The organism is Streptomyces sp. NPDC127190, assembly GCF_042672505.1.
Taxonomy (GTDB): Bacteria; Actinomycetota; Actinomycetes; order Streptomycetales; family Streptomycetaceae; genus Streptomyces.
Genome location: NZ_JBHXVE010000016.1, coordinates 119,058 through 141,859, shown reverse-complemented (window position 1 = coordinate 141,859; position 22,802 = coordinate 119,058). Strand labels below are relative to the sequence as shown.

Genomic DNA, 22,802 nt, shown 5'->3' with positions numbered 1-22,802 from the left:
GCGGCGCGCTCCGCCGCCCCCCCCCCCCCCCCCCCCCCCCCCGCGCGCCCCCCCCCCCCCCCCCCCCCCCACCCCCCCCCCCCCCCCCACTTCTCATGAAGAGGGGCAGCGCGACGTCGAACAAGCGTGTAGCTTCCGGGGGCATGAAGGGGCCGGGGGGCCGGGGGGCCTCACGTACTGGGGGGTTGCTCTATGGGAGTGCGGCTCATGGTCGTCGACGACCATCGCCTGCTCGCGGAGGCGCTGGCGTCGGCACTGAAGCTGCGCGGGCACCGGGTGCTCGCCGCGGCGGCGCCGGCCGCGGGCGCGGCGGACCTGGTGATCGCGCGGGCGCCGGAGGTGTGCCTGCTGGGTACGGCGGCGCCGGCCGAGCCCGGGGCGTTCGATCCGGTGGTGAAGATCAAGCGTGAGCGGCCGCAGGTGGCGGTGGTGGTGCTGGGGCCGGTGCCGTCGCCGCGGGGCATAGCGGCGGCCTTCGCGGCCGGGGCGTCGGGGTATGTGCGGCACGACGAGCGGATAGAGGGTGTCGAGCGGGCGATCATGAAGGCGCGGGCCGGGGAGGCGGCGGTGGCGCCGCAGCTGCTCCAGGGGGCCTTCGGGGAGCTGCTCAATCCCGCGGCGCAGCCGGACGACGAGGCGCAGCGGTTGCTGGGGGTGCTCACACCGCGGGAGGTGGAGGTCCTGGTGCGGGTGGCCGACGGCGAGGACACACGGCTGATCGCGGCGGGCATGGGGATCGCGCCGAGCACGGCGCGGACGCATGTGCAGCGGGTGCTGATGAAGCTGGGCGTGGGGTCGCGGCTGGAGGCGGCGGCGCTGGCGGCACGGACGGGGCTGCTGGACAGGGCGGCTGTGCCCAGGGAGGGCGGGGGGCCGGAGCTGCTCTGACTCCGGCCCCGAAGCGGTGCTACTCCTTCTCCTCCGGCAGGCCCTCCGGGGGCAGCGGCGGCGGGGTGGGGCGCAGCTTCAGCCAGGCCAGGAAGAAGATGCCCAGCAGGAGCATGCCGATCCCGGTCCACAGGTTGATGTTGACGCCCTGTGCCTTGTCGATCGCCGCCTGGGAGTCGGTGATGCCGGTGATGGTGACGATGACGCCGTAGACCACGAACAGGCCGCCGATGATGCGGCGCAGGTCGAAGATGCGCGCCGCGGTCGCGGACTTGCTCTCGAGGTCGGTGACCTCCCGCTGGAGGTCTTCCTCGGTGTAGTGGTCGTGACGACGCGGCTCGGAGTGTTCGGACATGGTTTCCTCGATCCTCCCGCGTCAGAACGAGAACGGGATGTAGCAGGCGGCGGCCAGGACGACCGCGCCCCAGCCCAGCAGGGCGGGCTTGCGGTACCAGGCGTCGTCGCCGGCGGCCGGCGGCTCGGACATGCCCGGGGAGCGGGTGCCGTAGACCAGGCCCTGGAGCTCCTCGGCCGGCTTCGGCCTGGTGAACAGGGACACCGCGACCATCACGACCGCGCCGGCGACGAAGCCCGCGATGGCCGAGACGAAGTTGGCGCCCTGGTCGGACGGGATGGAGATGATGCCCTTCTTGTAGAGGACGAAGTAGTTGATCATCGCCGTGGCGGTGCCGGCGAGCAGGCCCCAGAAGCCGGACTTCACGGACGCGCGCTTCCAGAACATGCCGACGATGAAGACGACGAACATCGGCACGTTGAAGAAGGAGAACAGCGTCTGGAGGTAGCTCATGATGTTCGAGAACGAGGACGCCAGGAAGGCCGTGCCGACGGAGGCCAGGACACCGATCGCGGTGATCAGCCGGCCGAAGCGGACGTAGTAGCCGTCCTCGCGGTCGGTGACGACGTACTTGGCCCAGATGTCGTTGGTGAACACCGTGTTGAAGGACGAGACGTTGGCCGCCATGCCGGCCATGAAGGCGGCCAGCAGACCGGTGACCGCGATGCCGAGCACACCGTTGGGCAGCAGCTCCTGCATCAGGTAGGGGATGGCGTCGTTGTACTGGTAGCCCGAGGCGGGGGTGCCGAAGTGCGGGACGACGGCGGCGGCGACCAGGCCCGGGATCATCACCAGGAAGACGATGAAGATCTTCGGGTAGGCGGCGATCAGCGGGGTGCGCTGGCCGGCGGAGAGGTTCTTCGCGGACAGCGCGCGCTGCACCTCGGCGAAGTTGGTCGTCCAGTAGCCGAAGGACAGCACGAAGCCGAGGCCGAGGACGATGGTCAGCCAGTTCGCGCCGAGCGGGTTGGCGTGGCCGATGCCGGTACCGCCCCACGCGGTGGTGAAGTTCGCGCCGTGCGTGGCGGTCAGCTTGTCGGTCAGCCCGCCCCAGCCGCCGACCTTCTTCAGGCCGAGGACGGTGATCGGGATCAGGGCGGCCAGGATCACGAAGAACTGGAGCACCTCGTTGTAGATCGCCGAGGACAGGCCGCCCAGGGTGATGTAGGCGAGGACGAAGGCGCCGGCCACCACGATCGCCACCCATTGCGGCCAGCCGAGCAGCGCCTCGACGACGATCGCGAGGGCGTACAGGTTGACGCCGGCGATCAGGATGGCCGCGAAGGCGAACAGGACCGAACTGAGCAGATGGGCGGCCCGGTCGAAGCGCAGCAGCAGGAACTCGGGGACCGAGCGGACCTTGCTGCCGTAGTAGAAGGGCATCATCACCAGGCCCAGGAAGACCATGGCCGGGATGGCGCCGATCCAGTACCAGTGCACGGTGTACGCGCCGTACTGGGCGCTGTTCGCCGCCATGCCCAGGATCTCGGTGGCCGCCAGGTTCGCCGAGATGAAGGCGAGACCGGTGATCCAGGCGGGCAGCGAGCGTCCGGACAGGAAGAAGTCGAGGCTGGTCTTCACCGAGCGGCGGGCCGCGAAGCCGATGCCCAGCACGACGACGAAGTAGATCGCCAGGATCGTGTAGTCGAGCCCGTTGGTCGGGAGCCGTAGCCCCGCCGCCAGATCGAGGTGGCCGTATGTGGGGGTTTGCATGAGTACTCGCTTCGTTGCGCGAACTGGTCCAGGGCGGAACCTACGCCTCCGAGTTCGTTAATTGAACACTTCTGGTGGTGTTCTTTGTTTGATTGTGATGGTCGGAGTCGTGGTCGAGTGTGGTCTGTTATGTTTGATTGTGTTGAGTGAGTGAGTGGGTGCGGACACGCCCCCAGGGGCGCCGCCCCGGGGCGCTCGAACAAGGAGTCCGGCGTGAAGAAGACCTCGACCCGGCTGGCCGACGGTCGTGAACTGATCTACTACGACCTCCGCGACGACACCGTGCGCGACGCGGTCGACCGCCGTCCGCTGGACCGCACGGTCACCACGTCCGAGGTCCGCCGGGACGCGCTGCTCGGCGACGCCATCGCCGTCGCCTCCCACCGCCAGGGGCGCACCTACCACCCGCCGGCCGACGAGTGCCCCCTGTGCCCGACCCAGGGTGACCGGCTCAGCGAGATCCCGGACTCGTCGTACGACGTCGTCGTCTTCGAGAACCGCTTCCCCTCGCTCGCCGGCGACTCCGGCCGCTGCGAGGTGGTGTGCTTCACCTCCGACCACGAGGCCTCCTTCGCCGACCTCACCGAGGAGCAGGCGCGCCTGGTGCTGGACGCCTGGACGGACCGCACGTCGGAGCTGTCGCATCTGCCCTCCGTCGAGCAGGTGTTCTGTTTCGAGAACCGGGGTGCCGAGATCGGTGTGACCCTGGGCCACCCGCACGGACAGATCTACGCCTACCCCTTCACCACCCCGCGCACCGCGCTGATGCTCCGCTCGCTCGCCGCGCACAGGGACGCGAGCGGCGGGGAGAACCTCTTCGACGCGGTCCTGGCCCGGGAACTCGCCGGTGAGCGGGTCGTCCTTGAGGGTGAACACTGGGCGGCGTTCGTGCCGTACGCGGCGCACTGGCCGTACGAGGTCCACCTGTACCCCAAGCGCCGGGTGCCGGACCTGCTCGCGCTGGACGAGGCCGCGCGCACAGAGTTCCCCCAGGTCTATCTGGAACTCTTGAGGCGCTTCGACCGTATCTTCGGCGAGGGGGAGCCTCCGACGCCCTACATCGCGGCCTGGCACCAGGCCCCGTTCGGCGCGCTGGAGGAGTTCGACGGTGTCACCCGCGACGACTTCGCGCTGCACCTCGAGCTTTTCACCATCCGCCGCACTTCCGGCAAGCTGAAGTTTCTCGCGGGTTCCGAGTCCGGCATGAGCGTGTTCATCAACGACGTGCCGCCGGAGCGCGCGGCCGAGCGACTGCGAGAGGTAGCGACTTCATGAAGTACCTGGTGACGGGTGGCGCGGGTTACGTCGGCAGTGTCGTGGCCCAGCACCTGCTGGAGGCCGGCCACGAGGTCACCGTCCTCGACAACCTCTCCACCGGATTCCGCGAGGGCGTGCCCGCCGGCGCGGCCTTCGTCGAGGGCGACATCCGCGACGCCGCCAAGTGGCTCGACCCGTCCTACGACGGCGTGCTGCACTTCGCCGCCTGCTCGCAGGTCGGCGAGTCGGTGGTGAAGCCGGAGAAGTACTGGGACAACAACGTGGCCGGCTCGCTCGCCCTGCTCGGCGCCATGCGCGAGGCGGGCGTACGCCGGCTGGTGTTCTCCTCCACGGCCGCCACCTACGGCGAGCCGGAGCAGGTCCCGATCGTGGAGAGCGCCGCCACGCGGCCGACCAACCCCTACGGCGCCAGCAAGCTCGCCGTCGACCACATGATCACCAGTGAGGCGCACGCCCACGGCCTGGCGGCGGTCTCCCTGCGCTACTTCAACGTCGCGGGCGCCTACGGCGTCCACGGCGAGCGGCACGACCCCGAGTCGCACCTGATCCCGCTGGTGCTCCAGGTCGCCCAGGGCCGCCGCGACGCGATCTCGGTCTACGGCGACGACTACCCGACCCCCGACGGCACCTGCATCCGCGACTACATCCACGTCGCGGACCTGGCCGAGGCCCACCTGCTGGCCGTACAGGCCGCCACCCCGGGCGAGCACCTCATCTGCAACCTCGGCAACGGCAACGGCTTCTCCGTCCGCGAGGTCGTCGAGACCGTCCGCCAGGTCACCGGCCACCCCATCCCGGAGGTGATCGCCCCGCGCCGCGGCGGCGACCCCGCGGTCCTGGTCGCCTCGGCGGACACGGCCCGCGAGAAGCTGGGCTGGAACCCGTCCCGCACGGATCTCGCGGACATCGTCGCGGACGCCTGGCAGTTCGCGCAGCACATCGCAAGGGAGCAGTAGTGGGGGCACAACAGGTCGCGGAGCGCTTCGCCGAGCTGTACGGCGCCGAGCCGGAGGGCGTCTGGGCGGCGCCCGGCCGGGTCAACCTGATCGGCGAGCACACCGACTACAACGACGGCTTCGTCATGCCGTTCGCCCTGCCGCACCGGGCGACCGCGGCCGTCTCCCGGCGCAGTGACGGCCGGCTGCGCCTGCACTCGGCGGACATCGAGGGCGGCCCGGTCGAGCTGCGCCTGGACGACCTCGCGCCGCAGCGCACCGAGGGCTGGACGGCCTACCCCGCGGGCGTCGCCTGGGCGCTGCGCGAGGCGGGCCACCCGGTGACCGGCGCGGACATCCACCTGTCCTCCACGGTCCCCACCGGCGGGGGCCTGTCCTCCTCGGCGGCCCTGGAGGTCGTCGTCGCCCTGGCGCTGAACGACCTGTACGGCCTCGGCCTGGAGCGCTGGCAGCTGGCCCGGGTCTGCCAGCGCGCCGAGAACGTCTACGTCGGCGCGCCGACCGGCATCATGGACCAGACGGCGTCCGCCTGCTGCGAGGAGGGCCACGCGCTCTTCCTCGACACCCGCGACCTCTCCCAGCAGCAGATCCCCTTCGACCTCGCGGCCGAGGGCCTGCGCCTGCTGGTGGTCGACACCCGGGTCACGCACGCCCACAGCGGCGGCGAGTACGGCAAGCGCCGTGCCGGCTGCGAGAAGGGCGCCGCCCTGCTCGGCGTCGACGCCCTCCGGGACATCCCCTACGGCGAACTCGACGCGGCCCTCGCCCGGTTGGGCGACGAGGAGGAGGTCGTCCGGCTGGTCCGGCACGTGGTGACCGAGGACCAGCGGGTGGAGCGGGCCGTGGCGCTGCTCCGCTCCGGCGAGATCCGCGCGATCGGCCCCGTCCTCACCGAGGGCCACGCCTCGCTGCGCGACGACTTCCGCGTCTCCTGCCCGGAGCTGGACCTGGTCGTCGACACCGCCCTGGCGAACGGCGCCCTCGGCGCCCGGATGACCGGCGGCGGCTTCGGCGGCTCGGCGATCGTCCTCGCGGAGACGGCCGACGTGGAGACGCTCACCAAGGCGGTCGAGGACGCCTTCGCGGCGAACGGCCACACCGCCCCGCGCGTCTTCGAGGCGGTGCCGTCGCCGGGGGCGCTCCGGCTGAGCTGAGCCGGTCGCCCGGCTAGCCGGTCAGCCGTTTGGTCAGGGTGTACTCCGTGATCCCCGGCGGGTAGTCGGGGATCACGCCGACCACCTCGTAGCCCTGCTTGCGGTAGAAGTCCGGGGCCTGGAAGTCCCACGTTTCCAGCCGGGCGCCGGTGCAGCCGCGGCCGGCGGCGACGCGCTCCGCCTCGGTGAGCAGGCGCGAGCCCAGGCCCGCGCCCCGGTGACGGGCGTCCACCCACAGGTAGGTGATGTGCAGCCAGGTCGTCCAGGTATGGCCGACCAGGCCGCCCGCCAGATCACCGGAGGCGTCCAGGGCCCACACGTGCACCGGTACCTCCCGCTCGCCCGGGGTGCCCCGCAGCGCGCGCAGGACCGGCGAGGCCGCGGTGTTGGTGTCGCGGAGGCGGGAGCGGAGCAGATCGCGCCGTTCCTTGTCGACTTCTGCCTCAATACGAAACATGCGGCTCACCCTAAACGCGCTGTTCGGCCAGTTCCGCAAACCGCCTTCCCCTGTCGGCGCCCAGCCGTACTCTGAGGAGCGGTGCCGGTGGGGGCCGGTGCCGATCAGGGGGCGAGACGGCCGGGTACGAAGCCCGTGGTGGGGGTAGCTCTCTCTGCACGTACCAGTGGGGGTTTTGTGGTTCGTATCCGAGTCCTGGTCGTGGACGACCACCGCATCTTCGCCGAGTCGCTGGCCGCCGCACTGGCCGCCGAGCCCGACGTCGAGGTCTCGGCCGCCGGCAGCGGCCCCGCCGCGCTGCGGTGTCTGGAGCGTGCGGCCGCCGAGGGCCGCCGCTTCGACGTCCTCCTCGTCGACGCCGACCTCGGCGGCCGGCTGCCGCCCGGCGCCCGCCCGGCCGTGCCGGTGCGGGCGGGCAACGAGGAGGGACTGGTCGACGGCATCTCGCTGGTCGCCGGGGTGCGTTCGGCGCAGCCGGCCGTGCGGACCGTCGTCCTCGCAGAGAAGGACGATCCCCGGCGGGCGGCGCTCGCCCTCCAGGCCGGCGCCTCCGGCTGGGTGGCCAAGGACTGCTCGCTGTCCCGGCTGCTGGCGGTGATCCGGGGCGTGCTGCGGGACGAGACCCATCTGCCGCCGGCCCTGCTCACCGGGGTGCTCCGGGAGCTGACCGCGGCCCGCAGGCACCGCACCGAGAGCGAGCGGCTGGTGGAGTCCCTCACCCCGAGGGAGCGCGAGGTGCTGCGCTGCATGGTCGCGGGCCTGGGCCGCAAGGCCGTAGCCGAGCGGCTCTACCTCTCCCCGCACACCGTGCGCACCCATATGCAGAACGTCCTCGGCAAGCTGGGCGTCCACTCCACCCTGGCCGCCGTGGCGCTGGCCCGGCGGGCCGGGGTCGGGCCGGCGGACCTAGCCGGGGATGTTGTCGAACGGGGCGGTCAGCTGGCGTAGCAGGCCGGCCAGTTCCGCACGCTGGGCCCGGGACAGCTCGCCCAGGATCGCCCGCTCCTGCTCCAGCAGGCCCGCGAGCGCCTGGTCGGCGCGGTCCCGGCCGGTGTCGGTCAGCCGCACCAGCACGCCCCGCCGGTCACTCGGGTCCGGCAACCGCTCCACCAGGCCCTTCTTGGCCAGCCGGTCGATCCGGTTGGTCATCGTGCCCGAGGTGACCAGGGTCTGCGTCAGCAGCTGTCCGGGGGAGAGCTGGTACGGCGTGCCCGCGCGCCGCAGCGCGGTCAGCACATCGAACTCCCAGGGCTCCAGCTGGTGCTCGGCGAACGCCAGCCGGCGCGCACGGTCCAGGTGCCGGGCGAGCCGACTCACCCGGCTGAGCACTTCCAGCGGCTCCACGTCGAGGTCCGGACGCTCCCGGCGCCACGCTGCGACCAGCCGATCGACCTCGTCCTCCATGGAGATCAGTGTAGTGGTTGTGTCGACGTGAAGTCTCTTGATGTCGAGTCTCTTGACATCGAGATAGCGGGGTGGGGACAGTGGTGCCATGACCAACCCCGCCTGGGACCCCGCCCAGTACCTCCGCCACGCCGGCCACCGCGCCCGCCCCTTCGCCGACCTGCTCGCCCGGGTGCCCGAACCGCCCTCGACCGGCCGGCCCCGGATCGCCGACCTCGGCTGCGGCCCCGGCAACGCCACCGCCCTGCTCGCCGAACGCTGGCCCACCGCCCACATCACCGGCTACGACAACTCGCCCGAGATGCTCGACCGCGCCCACACCGAACAGGCCGGGCCCACGCCCGGCGGAGGACGGCTGGAGTTCGCCCACGCCGACGCCCGCACCTGGACGCCCGCCGAGCCGTACGACGTGATCATCAGCAACGCCACGCTCCACTGGGTGCCGGGCCACGCCGACCGCTTCGCCGACTGGACCGCCGCCCTGCGCCCCGGCGGCACCTTCGCCTTCCAGATCCCCGACAACATCGACGCGCCCCTGCACGCCCTGATGCGCGACCTCGCCGCCACCCCCCGCTGGAAGTCCCGGCTCGGCGACGTCCTGCGCGCCACCGACTCCGTCCACAGCCCCGGCGCCTATCTGGACCGCCTCGCCCGCCTCGGCTGCGCCACCGACGTGTGGCAGACGACGTACTTCCACGTCCTGAAGGGCGAGGACCCGGTCCTGGACTGGGTGCGGGGCACCGGGCTGCGGCCCGCGCTGACCGTGCTCGCCGACGACCCCGAGGCCCGGGACGCGTTCGTCACCGAGTACCGCGACCTGCTCCGCCAGGCGTACCCCCGTGCCCCCTACGGCACGGTCCTGCCCTTCCGCCGGCTCTTCGCCGTCGCCGTCAAGGAGGTCTGACCGTGCTCGCCGCCATCGACCACGTCCAGCTGGCCGCCCCGCCCGGCACGGAGGACGCCCTGCGCGCGTACTACGTGGACGCCCTCGGCATGACCGAGATCCCCAAGCCGCCGGTCCTGGCCGCCCGCGGCGGCTGCTGGTTCCAGGCCGGGACCGTCCAGCTCCACCTGGGCATCGAGAAGGACTTCCGCCCGGCGAAGAAGGCCCACCCCGGGCTCAGGGTCACCGACATCCAGGCGTACGCCGCCCGGATCACCGCCCACGGCGCCTCGGTCACCTGGGACGACGACCTGCCCGGCCATCTGCGCTGCTACTCCGAGGACCCCGTCGGCAACCGGCTGGAATTCCTCCAGCCCCGCTAGGGCCGCTCCTACGCCTTGCGGTGACCTATCAGCCGGGGCTTCTGCTCCAGGCCGTCCAGGCCGTGCCAGGCCAGGTTCACCAGGTGCGCCGCCACCTCCGCCTTCCTCGGGCGGCGCACGTCCAGCCACCACTGGCCGGTCAGCGCGACCATGCCGACCAGCGCCTGGGCATACAGGGGGGCCAGCTTCGGATCGAAGCCGCGGGACTTGAACTCGCGACCCAGGATGTCCTCCACCTGCGTCGCGATGTCCGAGATCAGCGAGGCGAAGGACCCCGTCGACTGCGGGATCGGCGAGTCACGGACCAGGATCCGGAAGCCGTCCGTGTACTCCTCGATGTAGTCCAGCAGCGCGAACGCCGCCTGCTCGCACAGCTCCCGGGGATGCCCGGCCGTGAGCGAGCCGGTGACCATGTCCAGCAGCCGCCGCATCTCCCGGTCCACGACCACCGCGTACAGCCCCTCCTTGCCGCCGAAGTGCTCGTACACCACCGGCTTGGACACCCCGGCCTTCGCCGCGATCTCCTCCACCGAGGTGCCCTCGAACCCCTTCGCCGCGAAGAGCGTGCGACCGATCTCCAGCAGCTGCTGGCGGCGCTCGGCACCGGTCATACGGGTCCGGCGGGTCCGCCGTTGCTTGTCACTGCCGGAAGTGCTGCTCGAATCGGTCGCCACGGCGTCAATCATGCCGCCTTCGCGGTCTCCCTCCGCCGCCGGGCGCCGCCTTCCGCGGTGTTCCGGCGCGAATCGATACGCGAGCGTGACGGCCAGCGCACGTCGTACGCCCAGCCGAGCAGCTCGAACCAGCGGATGAACCGCGCCGAGGAGTCGATCTGGCCGCGCATCACACCGTGCCGCGCGGAGGTCGGGTCGGCGTGGTGCAGGTTGTGCCAGGACTCGCCGCAGGACAGCACCGCCAGCCACCACACGTTGCCCGAACGGTCCCGCGACCTGAACGGCCGCTTGCCCACCGCGTGGCAGATCGAGTTGATCGACCACGTCACATGGTGCAACAGCGCCACTCGTACGAGTGAACCCCAGAAGAACGCGGTGAACGCGCCCCACCAGGACATCGTCACCAGACCACCGATCAGCGGCGGCAGCAGCAGCGACACCGCGGTCCACAGCACGAACAGGCGGGAAACCGCCCGCATCGCCGGGTCCTTGACCAGATCCGGGGCGTACTTCTCCTGCGGCGTCTGCTCCTCGTCGAACATCCAGCCGACATGGGCCCACCACAGGCCCTTGAGCAGCGCCGGAACCGTCTCGCCGTACCGCCACGGCGAGTGCGGGTCACCCTCCGCGTCGGAGAACTTGTGGTGCCTGCGGTGGTCGGCCACCCAGCGCACCAGCGGTCCCTCCACCGCCAGCGACCCCATGACCGCCAGCGCGATCCGCAGCGGCCGCTTCGCCTTGAACGAACCATGGGTGAAGTACCGGTGGAAACCGATCGTGATGCCGTGGCACCCGAGGAAGTAGAAGAACACCAGCAGGCCCACATCGAGCCAGCTCACCCCCCAGCCCCACGCCAGCGGCACGGCCGCCACCAGTGCCAGGAACGGCACGGTGATGAACAGGAGCAGCGTGATCTGCTCGATCGAACGCTTCTGCTCGCCGCCCAGCGTGGCGGAGGGGGAAAGAGTGTCGTTGGCCGTACGGGCTTCGTCGATCACATCGGAACGTGATGTCATGCGGTCCCCTGGGGGGTCGAGGATTCGGGCCGGAGATGCCGGGCAGCCGGAGCCGTGCGGGACTCGAAGGCACTTCCCTACGGTTCCGTAACCTACGGCGACGTAAGTATGGCAGCGTGTCACCCGGCGGCAAGAGCCCCACGGGCCAGCGCGTCCGCCTCGACACCTATCCTTGGAGACGGTCGGACAGCGCGGTCCGCTGAAGTTTCCTTCCCGGACGCTCCGGCCCGTATGCGGCACCCGCCGCGTGGCAGACGCCGGGTTCCCTCCCAGACGAGCTTCAACACTGCAAGGAGCCGCACCTGTGAGCAGTGCCGACGACCAGACCACCACGACCGGCAGCGAGCTGCGCGCCGACATCCGCCGACTGGGTGATCTCCTGGGCGAGACGCTCGTACGGCAGGAGGGCCCCGAGCTCCTGGAACTGGTCGAGAAGGTCCGCCGCCTCACCCGCGAGGACGGCGAGGCCGCCGCCGAGCTGCTGCGCGGCACCGAACTGGAGACCGCGGCCAAGCTGGTCCGCGCCTTCTCCACCTACTTCCACCTGGCGAACATCACCGAGCAGGTACACCGCGGCCGCGAACTGCGCGCCCGGCGCGCCGCCGAGGGCGGCCTGCTCTCCCGCACCGCCGACCGGCTCAAGGACGCCGACCCCGAGCACCTGCGGCAGACCGTCCAGAACCTCAACGTCCGCCCGGTCTTCACCGCCCACCCCACCGAGGCCGCACGCCGGTCGGTACTCAACAAGCTCCGGCGCATCGCCGCGCTCCTGGACACCCCCGTCCTCGACACCGACCGCCGCCGCCACGACGTCCGCCTCGCCGAGAACATCGACCTGGTCTGGCAGACCGACGAACTGCGCGTCGTCCGCCCGGAACCCGCCGACGAGGCCCGCAACGCCATCTACTACCTGGACGAACTGCACGCCGACGCCGTCGGCGACGTCCTGGAGGACCTCACCGCCGAGCTGGAACGGGTCGGGGTCAAGCTCCCCGACGACACCCGCCCGCTCACCTTCGGCACCTGGATCGGCGGCGACCGCGACGGCAACCCCAACGTCACCCCCCAGGTCACCTGGGACGTCCTCATCCTCCAGCACGAACACGGCATCAACGACGCCCTGGAGATGATCGACGAGCTGCGCGGCCTGCTCTCCAACTCCATCCGCTACGCGGGCGCCACCGACGAACTGCTCCAGTCCCTCGAACGCGACCTCGAACAGCTCCCCGAGATCAGCCCCCGCTACAAGCGCCTCAACGCCGAGGAGCCCTACCGGCTCAAGGCCACCTGCATCCGGCAGAAGCTGGAGAACACCAAGCAGCGCCTCGCCAAGGGCACCCCGCACGAGCCCGGCCGCGACTACCTCGGCACCGGCGAACTCCTCCAGGACCTGCGGATCATCCAGACCTCCCTGCGCGAGCACCGCGGCACCCTGTTCGCCGACGGCCGCCTCGGCCGCACCATCCGCACCCTCGCCGCCTTCGGCCTCCAGCTCGCCACCATGGACGTCCGCGAACACGCCGACGCCCACCACCACGCCCTCGGCCAGCTCTTCGACCGCCTCGGCGAGGAGTCCTGGCGCTACGCCGACATGCCCCGCGAGTACCGGGCCAAGCTCCTCGCCAAGGAACTCCGCTCCCGCCGCCCGCTCGCCTCCACCCCGGCCCCCGTCGACGCCGCCGGCGCCAAGACCCTCGGCGTCTTCCAGACCGTCAAGAAGGCCCTGGAGGTCTTCGGCCCCGAGGTCATCGAGTCGTACATCATCTCCATGTGCCAGGGCGCCGACGACGTCTTCGCCGCCGCCGTCCTCGCCCGCGAGGCCGGCCTGATCGACCTGCACGCCGGCTGGGCGAAGATCGGCATCGTCCCGCTCCTGGAGACCACCGACGAGCTGAAGGCCGCCGACACCATCCTCGAGGACATGCTCTCCGACCCGTCCTACCGGCGCCTGGTCGCGCTGCGCGGCGACGTCCAGGAGGTCATGCTCGGCTACTCCGACTCCTCGAAGTTCGGCGGCATCACCACCAGCCAGTGGGAGATCCACCGCGCCCAGCGCCGACTGCGCGACGTCGCCCACCGCTACGGCGTACGACTGCGCCTCTTCCACGGCCGCGGCGGCACCGTCGGCCGCGGCGGCGGCCCCTCCCACGACGCGATCCTCGCCCAGCCCTGGGGCACCCTGGAAGGCGAGATCAAGGTCACCGAACAGGGCGAGGTCATCTCCGACAAGTACCTCATCCCCTCCCTCGCCCGGGAGAACCTCGAACTGACCGTCGCGGCCACCCTCCAGGCCTCCGCCCTGCACACCGCGCCCCGCCAGTCCGACGAGGCCCTCGCCCGCTGGGACGCCGCCATGGACGTCGTCTCCGACGCCGCCCACGCCGCCTACCGCCGCCTGGTCGAGGACCCCGACCTGCCGACCTACTTCCTCGCCTCCACCCCGGTCGACCAGCTCGCCGACCTGCACCTCGGCTCACGGCCCTCCCGCCGCCCCGGCTCCGGCGTCTCCCTCGACGGACTGCGCGCCATCCCGTGGGTGTTCGGCTGGACCCAGTCCCGGCAGATCGTCCCCGGCTGGTTCGGCGTCGGCTCCGGCCTCAAGGCCCTGCGCGAGGCCGGCCTGGACACCGTGCTCGACGAGATGCACCAGCAGTGGCACTTCTTCCGCAACTTCATCTCCAACGTCGAGATGACCCTCGCCAAGACCGACCTGCGCATCGCCCAGCACTACGTCGACACCCTCGTCCCCGACGAGCTCAAGCACGTCTTCGACACCATCAAGGCCGAACACGAACTGACCGTCCGCGAGGTCCTGCGCGTCACCGGCGAGAACGAACTCCTCGACGCCCAGCCCGTCCTCAAGCAGACCTTCGCCATCCGCGACGCCTACCTGGACCCCATCTCCTACCTCCAGGTCGCCCTGCTCAAGCGGCAGCGCGAAGCCACGGAGGCCGGCGTCAGCCCCGACCCGCTGCTCTCCCGCGCCCTCCTCCTCACCGTCAACGGCGTCGCGGCGGGCCTGCGCAACACCGGCTGATCACCGGACCCCCCACAGCAGAAAAGGGTGCCCCCGAGGTCGTACGACCCCGGGGGCACCCTCTTCTGCCGTGTGGGGCTCACCCACCCGTCTGCACCGCGAGAAAGGCCGCCGTCAGCAACGCCACGCCCGACAGGCCCAGCGCCCACGCCGACCGCCGCAGCCGCATCCCGCCGCCCACCACCACCGACGCCAGCAGCAACGCCCCGGCCAGCGGCAGCCACGCGTACAGCACCCCCGCCGGACCCGACCGCACCGCGTCCCCCGTGCCGGGCTTCAACACCACGTCGTACGTCCGCCCCTCGCGCACCGCGACCGACTCCGCCAGCTCCACCCGCGCGCGGGCCCGCGCCCCCGCCGAGACCGGCCGGAACGGGCCACTGCACGAGCCGCCCGCGCAGGACGTCACCCGCACCGTGCCCTGCTCCCGGCCCTTGGTCAGCATCACGTGCTGCGCGGTGCCCCAGGAACCCCACACCCCGGCGAACAGGATCACAGCGGCGACCAGACCCGCCGCCGCGACCCGGCCGAACCGCAACGCGGCGACGGACCCCTGACGGGCGGAGCCCCTACGGGCAGTGCTGGCTGTGGCAGGCATGGCCGGGATCATTGGCCATACCCGTACGGGCGGTCAACCTCGCTGTCCGCCGTAGAAGCACATGTCAGGAGTTGTACGGCCCGATGGCTCAGGAGTCGTACGGGCCAATGGCTCAGGAGTTGTACGCGCCCTGCGCCCGCTCCAGGCCCTCGGTCACCAGACACTCCACCGCGTCCGCCGCCCGGTCCACGAAGTAGTCCAGCTCCTTGCGCTCCGCCGACCCGAAATCCTTCAGCACGAAGTCCGCCACCTGCATCCGCCCCGGCGGCCGCCCGATCCCGAACCGGACCCGGTGATAGTCCGCGCCCATCGCCTTCGTCATCGACTTCAGACCGTTGTGCCCGTTGTCGCCACCGCCCAGCTTCAGCCGCAGCGTGCCGTAGTCGATGTCCAGCTCGTCATGGACCGCGACGATGTTCGCCACCGGCACCTTGTAGAAGTCCTTCAGCGCGTTCACCGGACCGCCGGACAGGTTCATGTACGACATCGGCTTGGCCAGGATCACCCGGCGGTTCGCCGGACCCGCCGGACCGATCCGCCCCTCCAGCACCTGCGCCTGCGCCTTGCCGGCCCGCTTGAACTTCCCGCCGATCCGTTCGGCGAGCAGGTCCACCACCATGAAACCGACGTTGTGCCGGTTCATGGCGTACTCCGGCCCGGGATTCCCGAGCCCGACGATCAGCCAGGGGGCACTGGCGGGGGTGGTCACGTCCATCTCTCCTCACGCAAGGCAACAGCCGCTGCTCCCCAAGGGAAGCAGCGGCTGGAACGAACAGCTACCGCTGTGGGCAGACTGCCGGAACTCAGGCCTCGGCGGCCTCTTCGCCCTCGGCGGCCTCACCCTCGGTCTCCTCGGCCTGCGCCTGGAGCACCTGGAGCACGACGGCGTCGGCGTCCACGGCCAGCGTCACACCGTTCGGCAGGGTGATGTCCTTGGCGTGCACCGAGGCACCGGCCGCCAGGCCCTCGACGGAGACCGTGACGGCCTCGGGGATGTGCGTGGCCTCGGCCTCGACCGGCAGCGCGGCCAGGACGTGCTCCAGCAGGTTGCCACCCGGGGCCAGCTCGCCCTCGGTGTGCACCGGGATCTCGACCGTGACCTTCTCGCCACGCTTGACCAGCAGCAGGTCGACGTGCTCCAGGAAGCCCTTCAGCGGGTCGCGCTGCACGGCCTTCGGGATCGCCAGCTCGTTGGTCTTGCCGTCGATGTCCAGGGAGATCAGGACGTTCGGCGTACGCAGCGCCAGCAGCAGGTCGTGGCCCGGGAGGGTCAGGTGCAGCGGGTCGGAGCCGTGACCGTAGAGAACGACCGGAACCTTGTTGTCACGGCGGATGCGACGGGCGGCACCCTTGCCGAACTCGGTACGGGTCTCGGCGGCGAGCTTCACCTCGGACATATGGATCACTCCTCGTAGGAAATCGGAACGGACGTGGTCACCCGGCCACGAACGGCCTGCTACGAAGAGCGCGTCGATAACGGACCGCCGTACCTTCCGCCGAAACGGAGTACGGCCTCCCTCGCCGAGCAACTGGAGCAGTCTACTCGGAGGGGGAGGCCGCATTCAAAAGGATCTCCGGCTACCTCGCGGAGCGGGGTCGGAGCCGGGTTCCACAGTGGGGTTGCAGAAACCTCACTGCTCGTCGAAGAGGCTGGTCACCGAACCATCCTCGAACACCTCACGCACCGCACTCGCGATCGTCGGAGCGATCGACAACACCGTGATCTTGTCCAGGTCACGACCCAGCTCCGCCGGCGTCGGCAGCGTGTTCGTGAACACGAACTCGCTCACCCGCGAGTTCTTCAGCCGGTCCGCCGCCGGACCCGACAGCACACCGTGCGTCGCCGTCACGATGACGTCCTCCGCACCATGCGCGAACAGCGCGTCCGCCGCCGCACAGATCGTGCCACCCGTGTCGATCATGTCGTCCACCAGCACACAGACACGACCCTTGACCTCACCCACGACCTCGTGGACCGTCACCTGGTTCGCCACGTCCTTGTCCCGGCGCTTGTGCACGATCGCCAGCGGCGCACCCAGCCGGTCGCACCAGCGGTCCGCCACCCGCACCCGGCCCGCGTCCGGAGACACCACCGTCAGCTTGTCCCGGTCCACCTTCCGGCCCACATAGTCGGCCAGCAGTGGCAGCGCGAACAGATGATCCACCGGACCGTCGAAGAAGCCCTGGATCTGATCCGTGTGCAGATCCACCGTCAGGATGCGGTCCGCACCCGCCGTCTTCATCAGATCCGCGATCAGCCGCGCCGAGATCGGCTCACGACCACGGTGCTTCTTGTCCTGCCGCGCATACCCGTAGAACGGCACGATCACCGTGATGGAGCGCGCCGACGCACGCTTCAGCGCGTCGATCATGATCAACTGCTCCATGATCCACTTGTTGATCGGAGCCGTGTGGCTCTGGATCAGGAAACAGTCCGCACCACGCGCCGACTCCTGATAGCGGACATAGATCTCGCCGTTCGCGAAGTCGAAGGCCTTCGTCGGGACAACCCCGACACCCAACTGCTGGGCGACCTCCTCGGCAAGCTCGGGGTGGGCGCGGCCGGAGAAGAACATCATCTTCTTCTCGCCGGTCGTCTTGATCCCGGTCACAGCACAGTCTCCTCAGAGGTTGTCTCAGCCAGCCGGCGCCGTCTACGACCTCCCGTCTGGGCAAGAGAGGCCGAAACCAGCTGGTAGGGGTGCGGGTGCACGTGTGCGGATGTGCACTTATCACGGTACGCCGTGTTTGGCGCACACGATTCCGGTCAGTCCTCGCTCACGCCCTCCCGGGACGCCGCCTCGGCCGCCTTCGCCGCCGCGCTCCCCGGCCGCTTACGAGCCACCCAGCCCTCGATATTCCGCTGCTGACCACGGGCCACGGCCAGCGAACCGGGCGGCACATCCTTCGTGATCACGGACCCGGCAGCGGTATAAGCACCGTCCCCGACCGTGACAGGAGCCACAAACATGTTGTCCGAACCAGTCCGGCAATGCGACCCCACCGTCGTGTGGTGCTTGTCCTGACCGTCGTAGTTCACAAACACACTCGCCGCGCCGATGTTCGTGTACTCACCGATCGTCGCGTCCCCCACATACGACAGATGAGGCACCTTCGTGCCCTCACCGATCGACGCGTTCTTCGTCTCCACGTACGTACCGATCTTGCCCTTGGCACCGAGCCGCGTCCCCGGACGCAGATACGCGTACGGCCCCACCGACGCCCCCGCACCCACCACGGCCCCCTCGGACACCGTGTTGTCCACCCGCGCCCCGGAACCCACCCGCGTGTCCCGCAGCCGGCAGTTCGGACCCACCTCCGCGCCCTCACCCAGATGCGTCGACCCGGTCAACTGCGTCCCCGGATGCACCACCGCATCCCGCTCGAACGTCACCGACACATCCACCCACGTCGTCGCCGGATCCACCACGGTCACCCCGTCCAGCATCGCCCGCTCCAACAACCGGTCGTTCAGAATCCGGCGGGCCTCCGCCAGCTGCACCCGGTTGTTGATCCCCGCGATCTCCCGGTGATCCGCGGCCGGCGAAGCACCCACCCGGTGCCCCGCCTCCCGCAGAATCCCGAGCACGTCCGTGAGGTACTCCTCACCCTGGCTGTTGTCCGTCCGCACCCGCTTCAGCGCATCCGCCAGCAACTGCCCGTCGAACGCGAACACCCCGCTGTTGATCTCCCGGATCGCCCGCTGCTCCGCGCTCGCGTCCTTGTGCTCCACGATCGCCGTGACGGCACCCGAGACCTCGTCCCGCACGATCCGGCCGTACCCGGTCGCGTCCGGCATCTCGGCGGTCAGCACGGTCACGGCGTTGCCGTCCGCACGGTGCGTCTCGGCGAGCCGCGCCAGCGTCGCGCCGGTGAGCAGCGGAGTGTCCCCGCACACCACCACGACCGTCCCGTCCACGGCCCCGCCCAGCTCCTCCAGGCCCATCCGTACGGCGTGCCCGGTGCCCTTCTGCTCCGCCTGCACGGCGGTACGGACCTCGGGGTCGATCTCGGCGAGGTGCGCGGCGACCTGCTCACGGGCGTGCCCCACCACGACGACCAGCTGCTCCGGGGTCAACTCCCGGGCGGCGGCCAGCACATGGCCGACCAGCGAACGGCCGCAGATCTGGTGCAGGACCTTGGGTGTGGCCGACTTCATACGGGTGCCCTCACCCGCTGCGAGAACGACGACGGCTGCCGGGCGAATGGCGCTCACGGGGTTGCCCTTCGGCTCTGAATGGGTGTGGGTGACAGCCGCAGGATACCGGGGCGCTTGGTGGGGGACATGAGAGCGGGCCCTGCCGGGGGGTGGTGCCGGTCAGGACCCGAACTTCGGTTGTGTGTGTTGTGGGCTCCCGGAGAAGGATTCGAACCCTCATTCAACGGACCAAAACCGTTTGTCCTGCCCTTAGACGATCCGGGATAATTGGCGCGCTATGTCCGATTCGATTGATCGGCTTCGCGCACGGCCTCCACTATGCCGTACCAGGAGCCTTCGATGCGACGGTACAAGTCGGCACCTTGCAGGACTTTGATCACCAGGCACCCCCGATAGGCGTCGCCGGTGTTCTTGCGCACCGTCTTGGGGTTGTGCTTCTTGAGGGTTGTCTTGTTGAAGGCGGAGGCGTCGGCCCCGACGAGGTCCGCCCAGTACCGCTCGGCGCCCGAGACGTCCGCATTCTCGTGGATCATCACCGTGTACCGCAGCCGCTCCGCCTCCACGCCGAGCAGGCGCAGCCAGGTGAGGAAGATCATGATCATGCCGGGGTCGCTGTTGACGAAGGCGACGTTCTCACGGCGGTCGTAGGGCTTGTCCTTGCCGCCCTCCGCCCAGTACAGGCCCACGCCGAGCAGGAACAGCTCCCGGGGTGAGAGGTCGCCGATCGCCTGCTTGGCTTCTTCCTTGACGCGCCTGCGCTCCTCCTCCCGGATGCGCAGCCTCTCCTCCCAGCCCTTCCTGGCGATGGCCGCCGATTCCTCCGGGGTGCGTTTACGCTCCGGCCTCGGCAGATCCCGTACCCACAGCGAGACCGAGCTTCGGGAGCAGCCCAGTTCCGCTTCGATCCGGTCGTACGTCCAGCCCTGGAGTCGCAGTTCCCGGGCGCGCTCGCGGAGGTCGTCCTTGGCCCTGGGGCGTTTGGTCCACTCCGGTGGGGGCTCGCCCTTGACCAGTTGGTTGAGGATGTCGTTGTTGTAGATCTTCAGCTCGTCCCGGATCTGCCGGAGGCTGTGGCCGGCCCGGCGCAGGGCGATCGCCTGGTTCCGGAGGCCTTCGAGGTCTGCGTACTTGCCGCTTGTCATACGCATACCGTCCGGACGGAATGTGATGTTCCGGGGTCGAACAGGAAAGGTTCGCCTGTTCGAGGGATTTGGGGCTGTTTCGAGCCCACCCGGTTACGGAGTGTGGTGAGCTGGGGCCGGGGAAAGTCACCGGAAAAGGGGGTGGCACTCGCCCGTAGGCTGGAGCTATGACCACGACGGGGGAAGACCATGCCAGGGCTCTGACCGGCCCCTGGTGGTGGGCGAGGTGGCGCAGCGCACTGCTCGACGGGAGCCTGGCGCTGGTGTCCGCCGTGGAGTGCGGTGCGGAGGGGGTTCCGTTCGCCCGGGACGCGGGGATTCCCGTGTGGCTGGGCGTGCTGTTCGGGTTGGTGGCGGGTTCGGTGCTGCTGGTGCGGCGGAGGTGGCCGGTCGCTGTCGTGCTGGTGGCGATCGCGATCACGCCGGCCGAGATGGGCTTCCTGCTGGGCATTGTCGGTCTGTACACGCTGGCCGCGTGTGAGCTGCCGCGGCGGATCATCGGGGCGTTGGCCGGGATGTCTCTGGTGGGCACGGCCGTGGTGACGTTCGTGCGGGTGCGGCAGGACATGGCGCGGGGCGATCTCACGCTGGGTGACTGGTTCGTGTCCTTCGCGGCGGTGGCGACGGCGTTGGGGCTGACGGCGCCGCCGGTGTTGCTGGGGCTGTATGTGGGGGCGCGGCGGCGGTTGATGGAGAGCCTGCGGGAGCGGGCGGATTCGCTGGAGCGGGAGCTTCAGTTGCTCGCGGAGCGGGCGGAGGAGCGGGCGGAGTGGGCGCGTAACGAGGAGCGGACGCGGATCGCGCGGGAGATGCATGACGTGGTCGCGCATCGGGTGAGCCTGATGGTGGTGCATGCGGCGGCGTTGCAGGCGGTGGCGCGGAAGGATCCGGAGAAGGCGGTGAAGAACGCGGCGCTGGTGGGGGACATGGGGCGGCAGGCGTTGACCGAGTTGCGGGAGATGCTCGGGGTGCTGCGGGCGGGGGAGGACGTGGTCCCGCGTGCTGCGGCGAGGGTGCCGTTGGCGGCGGTGGGTGAGGCGGCTGCGGCGGCGGCGACGCGGGCGGCCGGGGACGGGGAGGTTTCTCCGGGTTCGGGGGACGGGCCGTGTCTGTCGGAGCTGGCGGAGTTGGTGGGGCAGTCGGCGGCTGCGGGGATGGTGGTGGATCTGTCGGTGGAGGGGGAGGTGCGGTCGTATGCGGCGGAGGTGGAGCAGACGGCGTACCGGGTGGTGCAGGAGGCGTTGACGAACGTGCACAAGCATGCGGCGGGGGCGCGGACGCGGGTGCGGTTGGCGCATCGGGTGTCGGAGATCGCGATGCAGGTGGAGAACGGTCCGCCGCCGGAGCCGGGGTCCGCGTCGGCGGCGCGGTTGCCCTCGGGTGGGAATGGTCTGGTGGGGATGCGTGAGCGGGTGGTGGCGCTGGGTGGGGTGTTTGTGTCGGGGCCGACGGATGCGGGTGGGTTCCGGGTGTCGGCGGTGATTCCGGCGGGGTGAGGGGGTCGGTCAGCCGGCGGTGAGGCGTATGGGGCGGATGCCGGTGATGAGGGTGGTCAGGGCGTGGTCGATGTCGGGGCCGGCGTACCAGTCGCCGGTGTGGTCGAGGGCGTAGACGCGGCCTTCGCTGTCGATGGCGAGGGCGGCGGCGGTGTCGGTCTCCTGGCCGAGGGGGCAGAGCTGGGTGCCGAGGGCGCGGCCGAGGTCGCCGAGGGTGCGGGCGAGGTGGAGGCCGTGCAGGGGGTCGAGGTGGAGGGTGGCGGGGGCGACGTGGCGGCCGGGGCCGGTGGGGGTGATGTGGAGGCCGCCGAATTCGGCCCATGCCTCGACGGCGGCGGGGAAGACGGTGTGCCGGTGTCCGGCGGGTGAGGTGTGGGCGCGCAGGGTGTCGGCCCAGATCTCGGCTTGTTTTATGTCCCAGCGTCCGGGTTGCCAGCCGGCGGCGCGCAGGGCGGCGTCGACGGGTACGGGGAAGCGGGAGGGGGGTCCCCCTTGCCCGAGCGGGGTCGAGGGCGTGGGGGAGGTGCGGTCGGGGTGCATCTGCCCTTCGTTCGTCGTGCTGGCGGGGTGGTGCCGGGTGGGTGGGCGGGGGGCGGGGTTGCCGGCTGCCGTGTTCGCTGTCCTGGTTGCTGTCCGGGGCGGGGTGTTCGCCGGGTCAGCCGTCGGTTGCCGTGGGGTCGACGATGCGGACGCCGAAGTGGGCGCTGAGGGCGGTGCAGGCGCGGCAGGGGGTGGCGAAGCTGCCGTGGAGGGGGTCGCCGTCCTCGCGTATGCGGCGGGCGGTGAGTTTGGCGTGCTTGAGGGTTTTGCGGGCTTCGCTGTTGGTCATGGGTCTGCGGGCGGCGCGTTTGCTGCGGGCGGCGTCGGCGGCGGCGATGTGCCGGGAGATGAGGATGGTTTCGGCGCAGCGGCCGGTGAAGCGGTCGCGTTGGGTGCTGGTGAGGGTGTCGAGGAAGTCCTGGACGAGGGGGTGGAGGGCGGGGGGTTCCTCGCCGCGGGCGGCGGTGCCGGTGAGGGTGGTGCCGCGGACGGAGAGGGCGGCGGCGATGGTGGGCAGGATGCCGTCGCGGCGCTGACGGAGGGCGGGAGCGGGGCGTGTGTCGGTGCCGCTCCAGTCGATGCGAGGGTCGCCGGCCCGCACGTCGGTACCTCCGGTCTGCGCAGTTTTCATGATCGTACTCATGATTGCTTTTCCTCCCCGGGCGTCCC

General features: G+C 70.6%; 23 protein-coding genes and 1 tRNA gene. 9 read left to right on the top strand and 15 right to left on the bottom strand.

The genetic code is table 11. From position 1 onward, the window contains the following. The first annotated feature begins 192 nt into the window (after positions 1 to 192). The gene (locus tag ACFVIU_RS24195) at positions 193 to 888 is read left to right on the top strand and encodes a LuxR C-terminal-related transcriptional regulator (protein WP_385844957.1); all 696 of its coding nucleotides are present in this window, start codon (positions 193 to 195) and stop codon (positions 886 to 888) included. A 19-nt stretch (positions 889 to 907) separates the two neighbouring features. Here ACFVIU_RS24195 and ACFVIU_RS24190 read toward each other — a convergent pair whose 3' ends face one another. Together ACFVIU_RS24190 and ACFVIU_RS24185 are read right to left on the bottom strand one after the other, a co-directional pair. Next, entirely contained in the window at positions 908 to 1,243 is a 336-nt protein-coding gene (locus tag ACFVIU_RS24190; protein ID WP_385844956.1) for a hypothetical protein, read from the bottom strand. 21 nt (positions 1,244 to 1,264) lie between these two features. Further along, entirely contained in the window at positions 1,265 to 2,956 is a 1,692-nt protein-coding gene (locus tag ACFVIU_RS24185; protein ID WP_385844954.1) for a sodium:solute symporter family protein, read from the bottom strand. Between the two features lie 213 nt (positions 2,957 to 3,169). Between ACFVIU_RS24185 and galT the strand changes: the two genes are divergently transcribed. Genes galT through galK form a run of 3 tightly spaced genes read left to right on the top strand, consistent with a single transcriptional unit; the run spans position 3,170 to position 6,344 of the window. Continuing rightward, positions 3,170 to 4,231: a galactose-1-phosphate uridylyltransferase gene (gene galT, locus ACFVIU_RS24180; RefSeq protein WP_385844953.1), complete on the top strand. Its 1,062-nt coding sequence runs from the start codon at positions 3,170 to 3,172 to the stop codon at positions 4,229 to 4,231. Beyond that, a complete protein-coding gene (galE, locus tag ACFVIU_RS24175; protein ID WP_385844951.1) occupies positions 4,228 to 5,190 on the top strand; it encodes a UDP-glucose 4-epimerase GalE in 963 nt (320 codons plus the stop codon). Before galT ends, galE begins: the two co-directional genes overlap by 4 nt. Further along, positions 5,190 to 6,344, top strand: a complete 1,155-nt coding sequence (gene galK / locus ACFVIU_RS24170; protein WP_385844950.1) for a galactokinase — start codon at positions 5,190 to 5,192, stop codon at positions 6,342 to 6,344. The genes galE and galK overlap by 1 nt, the downstream gene beginning before the upstream one ends. 13 nt (positions 6,345 to 6,357) lie before the next feature. Here the strand turns inward: galK and ACFVIU_RS24165 are convergent, their stop codons facing one another. Then, positions 6,358 to 6,801 (bottom strand): GNAT family N-acetyltransferase, encoded by a 444-nt coding sequence (locus tag ACFVIU_RS24165; protein ID WP_385844948.1) that lies wholly within the window; start codon positions 6,799 to 6,801, stop codon positions 6,358 to 6,360. A gap of 177 nt (positions 6,802 to 6,978) precedes the next feature. Between ACFVIU_RS24165 and ACFVIU_RS24160 the strand changes: the two genes are divergently transcribed. Further along, on the top strand, positions 6,979 to 7,749 hold the full coding sequence (locus tag ACFVIU_RS24160; RefSeq protein ID WP_385844947.1) for a LuxR C-terminal-related transcriptional regulator: 771 nt from the start codon (positions 6,979 to 6,981) through the stop codon (positions 7,747 to 7,749). Here ACFVIU_RS24160 and tamR read toward each other — a convergent pair. Continuing rightward, positions 7,708 to 8,205 carry a MarR family transcriptional regulator TamR gene (gene tamR / locus ACFVIU_RS24155; protein ID WP_031169761.1) on the bottom strand — a complete coding sequence of 166 codons (498 nt, stop codon included), beginning with the start codon at positions 8,203 to 8,205 and terminating at the stop codon, positions 7,708 to 7,710. The genes ACFVIU_RS24160 and tamR overlap by 42 nt on opposite strands. Positions 8,206 to 8,293: 88 nt before the next feature. On the opposite strand from tamR, the gene ACFVIU_RS24150 reads away from it, so the two are divergent. Further along, positions 8,294 to 9,109, top strand: coding sequence for a trans-aconitate 2-methyltransferase (locus ACFVIU_RS24150; RefSeq protein ID WP_385844945.1), 816 nt, complete (start codon positions 8,294 to 8,296; stop codon positions 9,107 to 9,109). A 2-nt stretch (positions 9,110 to 9,111) separates the two neighbouring features. Further along, positions 9,112 to 9,471, top strand: a complete 360-nt coding sequence (locus tag ACFVIU_RS24145; protein WP_385844944.1) for a VOC family protein — start codon at positions 9,112 to 9,114, stop codon at positions 9,469 to 9,471. 8 nt (positions 9,472 to 9,479) lie between these two features. Here the strand turns inward: ACFVIU_RS24145 and ACFVIU_RS24140 are convergent, their stop codons facing one another. Beyond that, entirely contained in the window at positions 9,480 to 10,157 is a 678-nt protein-coding gene (locus ACFVIU_RS24140; RefSeq protein ID WP_385844942.1) for a TetR family transcriptional regulator, read from the bottom strand. Continuing rightward, on the bottom strand, positions 10,154 to 11,161 hold the full coding sequence (locus tag ACFVIU_RS24135; protein WP_385844941.1) for an acyl-CoA desaturase: 1,008 nt from the start codon (positions 11,159 to 11,161) through the stop codon (positions 10,154 to 10,156). The genes ACFVIU_RS24140 and ACFVIU_RS24135 overlap by 4 nt, the downstream gene beginning before the upstream one ends. Positions 11,162 to 11,465: 304 nt before the next feature. On the opposite strand from ACFVIU_RS24135, the gene ppc reads away from it, so the two are divergent. After that, the gene (gene ppc / locus ACFVIU_RS24130; RefSeq protein ID WP_385844940.1) at positions 11,466 to 14,198 is read left to right on the top strand and encodes a phosphoenolpyruvate carboxylase; all 2,733 of its coding nucleotides are present in this window, start codon (positions 11,466 to 11,468) and stop codon (positions 14,196 to 14,198) included. 79 nt (positions 14,199 to 14,277) lie between these two features. Here ppc and ACFVIU_RS24125 read toward each other — a convergent pair whose 3' ends face one another. The 7 genes from ACFVIU_RS24125 to ACFVIU_RS24095 all read right to left on the bottom strand — a co-directional run bounded on the left by ACFVIU_RS24125 (position 14,278) and on the right by ACFVIU_RS24095 (position 20,103). After that, a complete protein-coding gene (locus ACFVIU_RS24125) occupies positions 14,278 to 14,808 on the bottom strand; it encodes a hypothetical protein (protein ID WP_385844939.1) in 531 nt (176 codons plus the stop codon). A 100-nt stretch (positions 14,809 to 14,908) separates the two neighbouring features. Next, positions 14,909 to 15,511 carry an aminoacyl-tRNA hydrolase gene (gene pth / locus ACFVIU_RS24120; RefSeq protein ID WP_385844937.1) on the bottom strand — a complete coding sequence of 201 codons (603 nt, stop codon included), beginning with the start codon at positions 15,509 to 15,511 and terminating at the stop codon, positions 14,909 to 14,911. Positions 15,512 to 15,599: 88 nt separating this feature from the next. After that, a complete protein-coding gene (locus tag ACFVIU_RS24115) occupies positions 15,600 to 16,193 on the bottom strand; it encodes a 50S ribosomal protein L25/general stress protein Ctc (protein ID WP_385844935.1) in 594 nt (197 codons plus the stop codon). Between the two features lie 234 nt (positions 16,194 to 16,427). Beyond that, positions 16,428 to 17,408 (bottom strand): ribose-phosphate diphosphokinase, encoded by a 981-nt coding sequence (locus ACFVIU_RS24110; RefSeq protein WP_385844934.1) that lies wholly within the window; start codon positions 17,406 to 17,408, stop codon positions 16,428 to 16,430. A 155-nt stretch (positions 17,409 to 17,563) separates the two neighbouring features. After that, positions 17,564 to 19,012 carry a bifunctional UDP-N-acetylglucosamine diphosphorylase/glucosamine-1-phosphate N-acetyltransferase GlmU gene (gene glmU, locus ACFVIU_RS24105; protein WP_385844933.1) on the bottom strand — a complete coding sequence of 483 codons (1,449 nt, stop codon included), beginning with the start codon at positions 19,010 to 19,012 and terminating at the stop codon, positions 17,564 to 17,566. A gap of 136 nt (positions 19,013 to 19,148) precedes the next feature. Then, positions 19,149 to 19,219: transfer RNA gene (locus ACFVIU_RS24100), tRNA-Gln, on the bottom strand. A gap of 11 nt (positions 19,220 to 19,230) precedes the next feature. Continuing rightward, entirely contained in the window at positions 19,231 to 20,103 is an 873-nt protein-coding gene (locus ACFVIU_RS24095; protein WP_385844931.1) for a hypothetical protein, read from the bottom strand. Positions 20,104 to 20,264: 161 nt separating this feature from the next. On the opposite strand from ACFVIU_RS24095, the gene ACFVIU_RS24090 reads away from it, so the two are divergent. Beyond that, positions 20,265 to 21,593 (top strand): sensor histidine kinase, encoded by a 1,329-nt coding sequence (locus tag ACFVIU_RS24090; protein WP_385844930.1) that lies wholly within the window; start codon positions 20,265 to 20,267, stop codon positions 21,591 to 21,593. Positions 21,594 to 21,602: 9 nt separating this feature from the next. Here ACFVIU_RS24090 and ACFVIU_RS24085 read toward each other — a convergent pair whose 3' ends face one another. Further along, the gene (locus ACFVIU_RS24085) at positions 21,603 to 22,133 is read right to left on the bottom strand and encodes an SUKH-3 domain-containing protein (protein WP_385844928.1); all 531 of its coding nucleotides are present in this window, start codon (positions 22,131 to 22,133) and stop codon (positions 21,603 to 21,605) included. A 115-nt stretch (positions 22,134 to 22,248) separates the two neighbouring features. Beyond that, positions 22,249 to 22,776, bottom strand: a complete 528-nt coding sequence (locus ACFVIU_RS24080; RefSeq protein WP_385844927.1) for a YwqJ-related putative deaminase — start codon at positions 22,774 to 22,776, stop codon at positions 22,249 to 22,251. Positions 22,777 to 22,802 lie beyond the last annotated feature (26 nt).

What these genes read in the sequence shown, in the direction of transcription:
- ACFVIU_RS24125 (WP_385844939.1), bottom strand. Translation starts at nt 14,808, where the DNA reads ATGATCCCGGCCATGCCTGCCACAGCCAGCACTGCCCGTAGGGGCTCC.
- ACFVIU_RS24115 (WP_385844935.1), bottom strand. Translation starts at nt 16,193, where the DNA reads ATGTCCGAGGTGAAGCTCGCCGCCGAGACCCGTACCGAGTTCGGCAAG.
- galE (WP_385844951.1), top strand. Translation starts at nt 4,228, where the DNA reads ATGAAGTACCTGGTGACGGGTGGCGCGGGTTACGTCGGCAGTGTCGTG.
- ACFVIU_RS24135 (WP_385844941.1), bottom strand. Translation starts at nt 11,161, where the DNA reads ATGACATCACGTTCCGATGTGATCGACGAAGCCCGTACGGCCAACGAC.
- ACFVIU_RS24195 (WP_385844957.1), top strand. Translation starts at nt 193, where the DNA reads ATGGGAGTGCGGCTCATGGTCGTCGACGACCATCGCCTGCTCGCGGAG.
- ACFVIU_RS24095 (WP_385844931.1), bottom strand. Translation starts at nt 20,103, where the DNA reads ATGCGTATGACAAGCGGCAAGTACGCAGACCTCGAAGGCCTCCGGAAC.
- ACFVIU_RS24165 (WP_385844948.1), bottom strand. Translation starts at nt 6,801, where the DNA reads ATGTTTCGTATTGAGGCAGAAGTCGACAAGGAACGGCGCGATCTGCTC.
- ACFVIU_RS24140 (WP_385844942.1), bottom strand. Translation starts at nt 10,157, where the DNA reads ATGATTGACGCCGTGGCGACCGATTCGAGCAGCACTTCCGGCAGTGAC.
- ACFVIU_RS24190 (WP_385844956.1), bottom strand. Translation starts at nt 1,243, where the DNA reads ATGTCCGAACACTCCGAGCCGCGTCGTCACGACCACTACACCGAGGAA.
- ACFVIU_RS24150 (WP_385844945.1), top strand. Translation starts at nt 8,294, where the DNA reads ATGACCAACCCCGCCTGGGACCCCGCCCAGTACCTCCGCCACGCCGGC.
- ACFVIU_RS24085 (WP_385844928.1), bottom strand. Translation starts at nt 22,133, where the DNA reads ATGCACCCCGACCGCACCTCCCCCACGCCCTCGACCCCGCTCGGGCAA.
- ACFVIU_RS24080 (WP_385844927.1), bottom strand. Translation starts at nt 22,776, where the DNA reads ATGAGTACGATCATGAAAACTGCGCAGACCGGAGGTACCGACGTGCGG.
- ACFVIU_RS24090 (WP_385844930.1), top strand. Translation starts at nt 20,265, where the DNA reads ATGACCACGACGGGGGAAGACCATGCCAGGGCTCTGACCGGCCCCTGG.
- pth (WP_385844937.1), bottom strand. Translation starts at nt 15,511, where the DNA reads ATGGACGTGACCACCCCCGCCAGTGCCCCCTGGCTGATCGTCGGGCTC.
- tamR (WP_031169761.1), bottom strand. Translation starts at nt 8,205, where the DNA reads ATGGAGGACGAGGTCGATCGGCTGGTCGCAGCGTGGCGCCGGGAGCGT.
- ACFVIU_RS24185 (WP_385844954.1), bottom strand. Translation starts at nt 2,956, where the DNA reads ATGCAAACCCCCACATACGGCCACCTCGATCTGGCGGCGGGGCTACGG.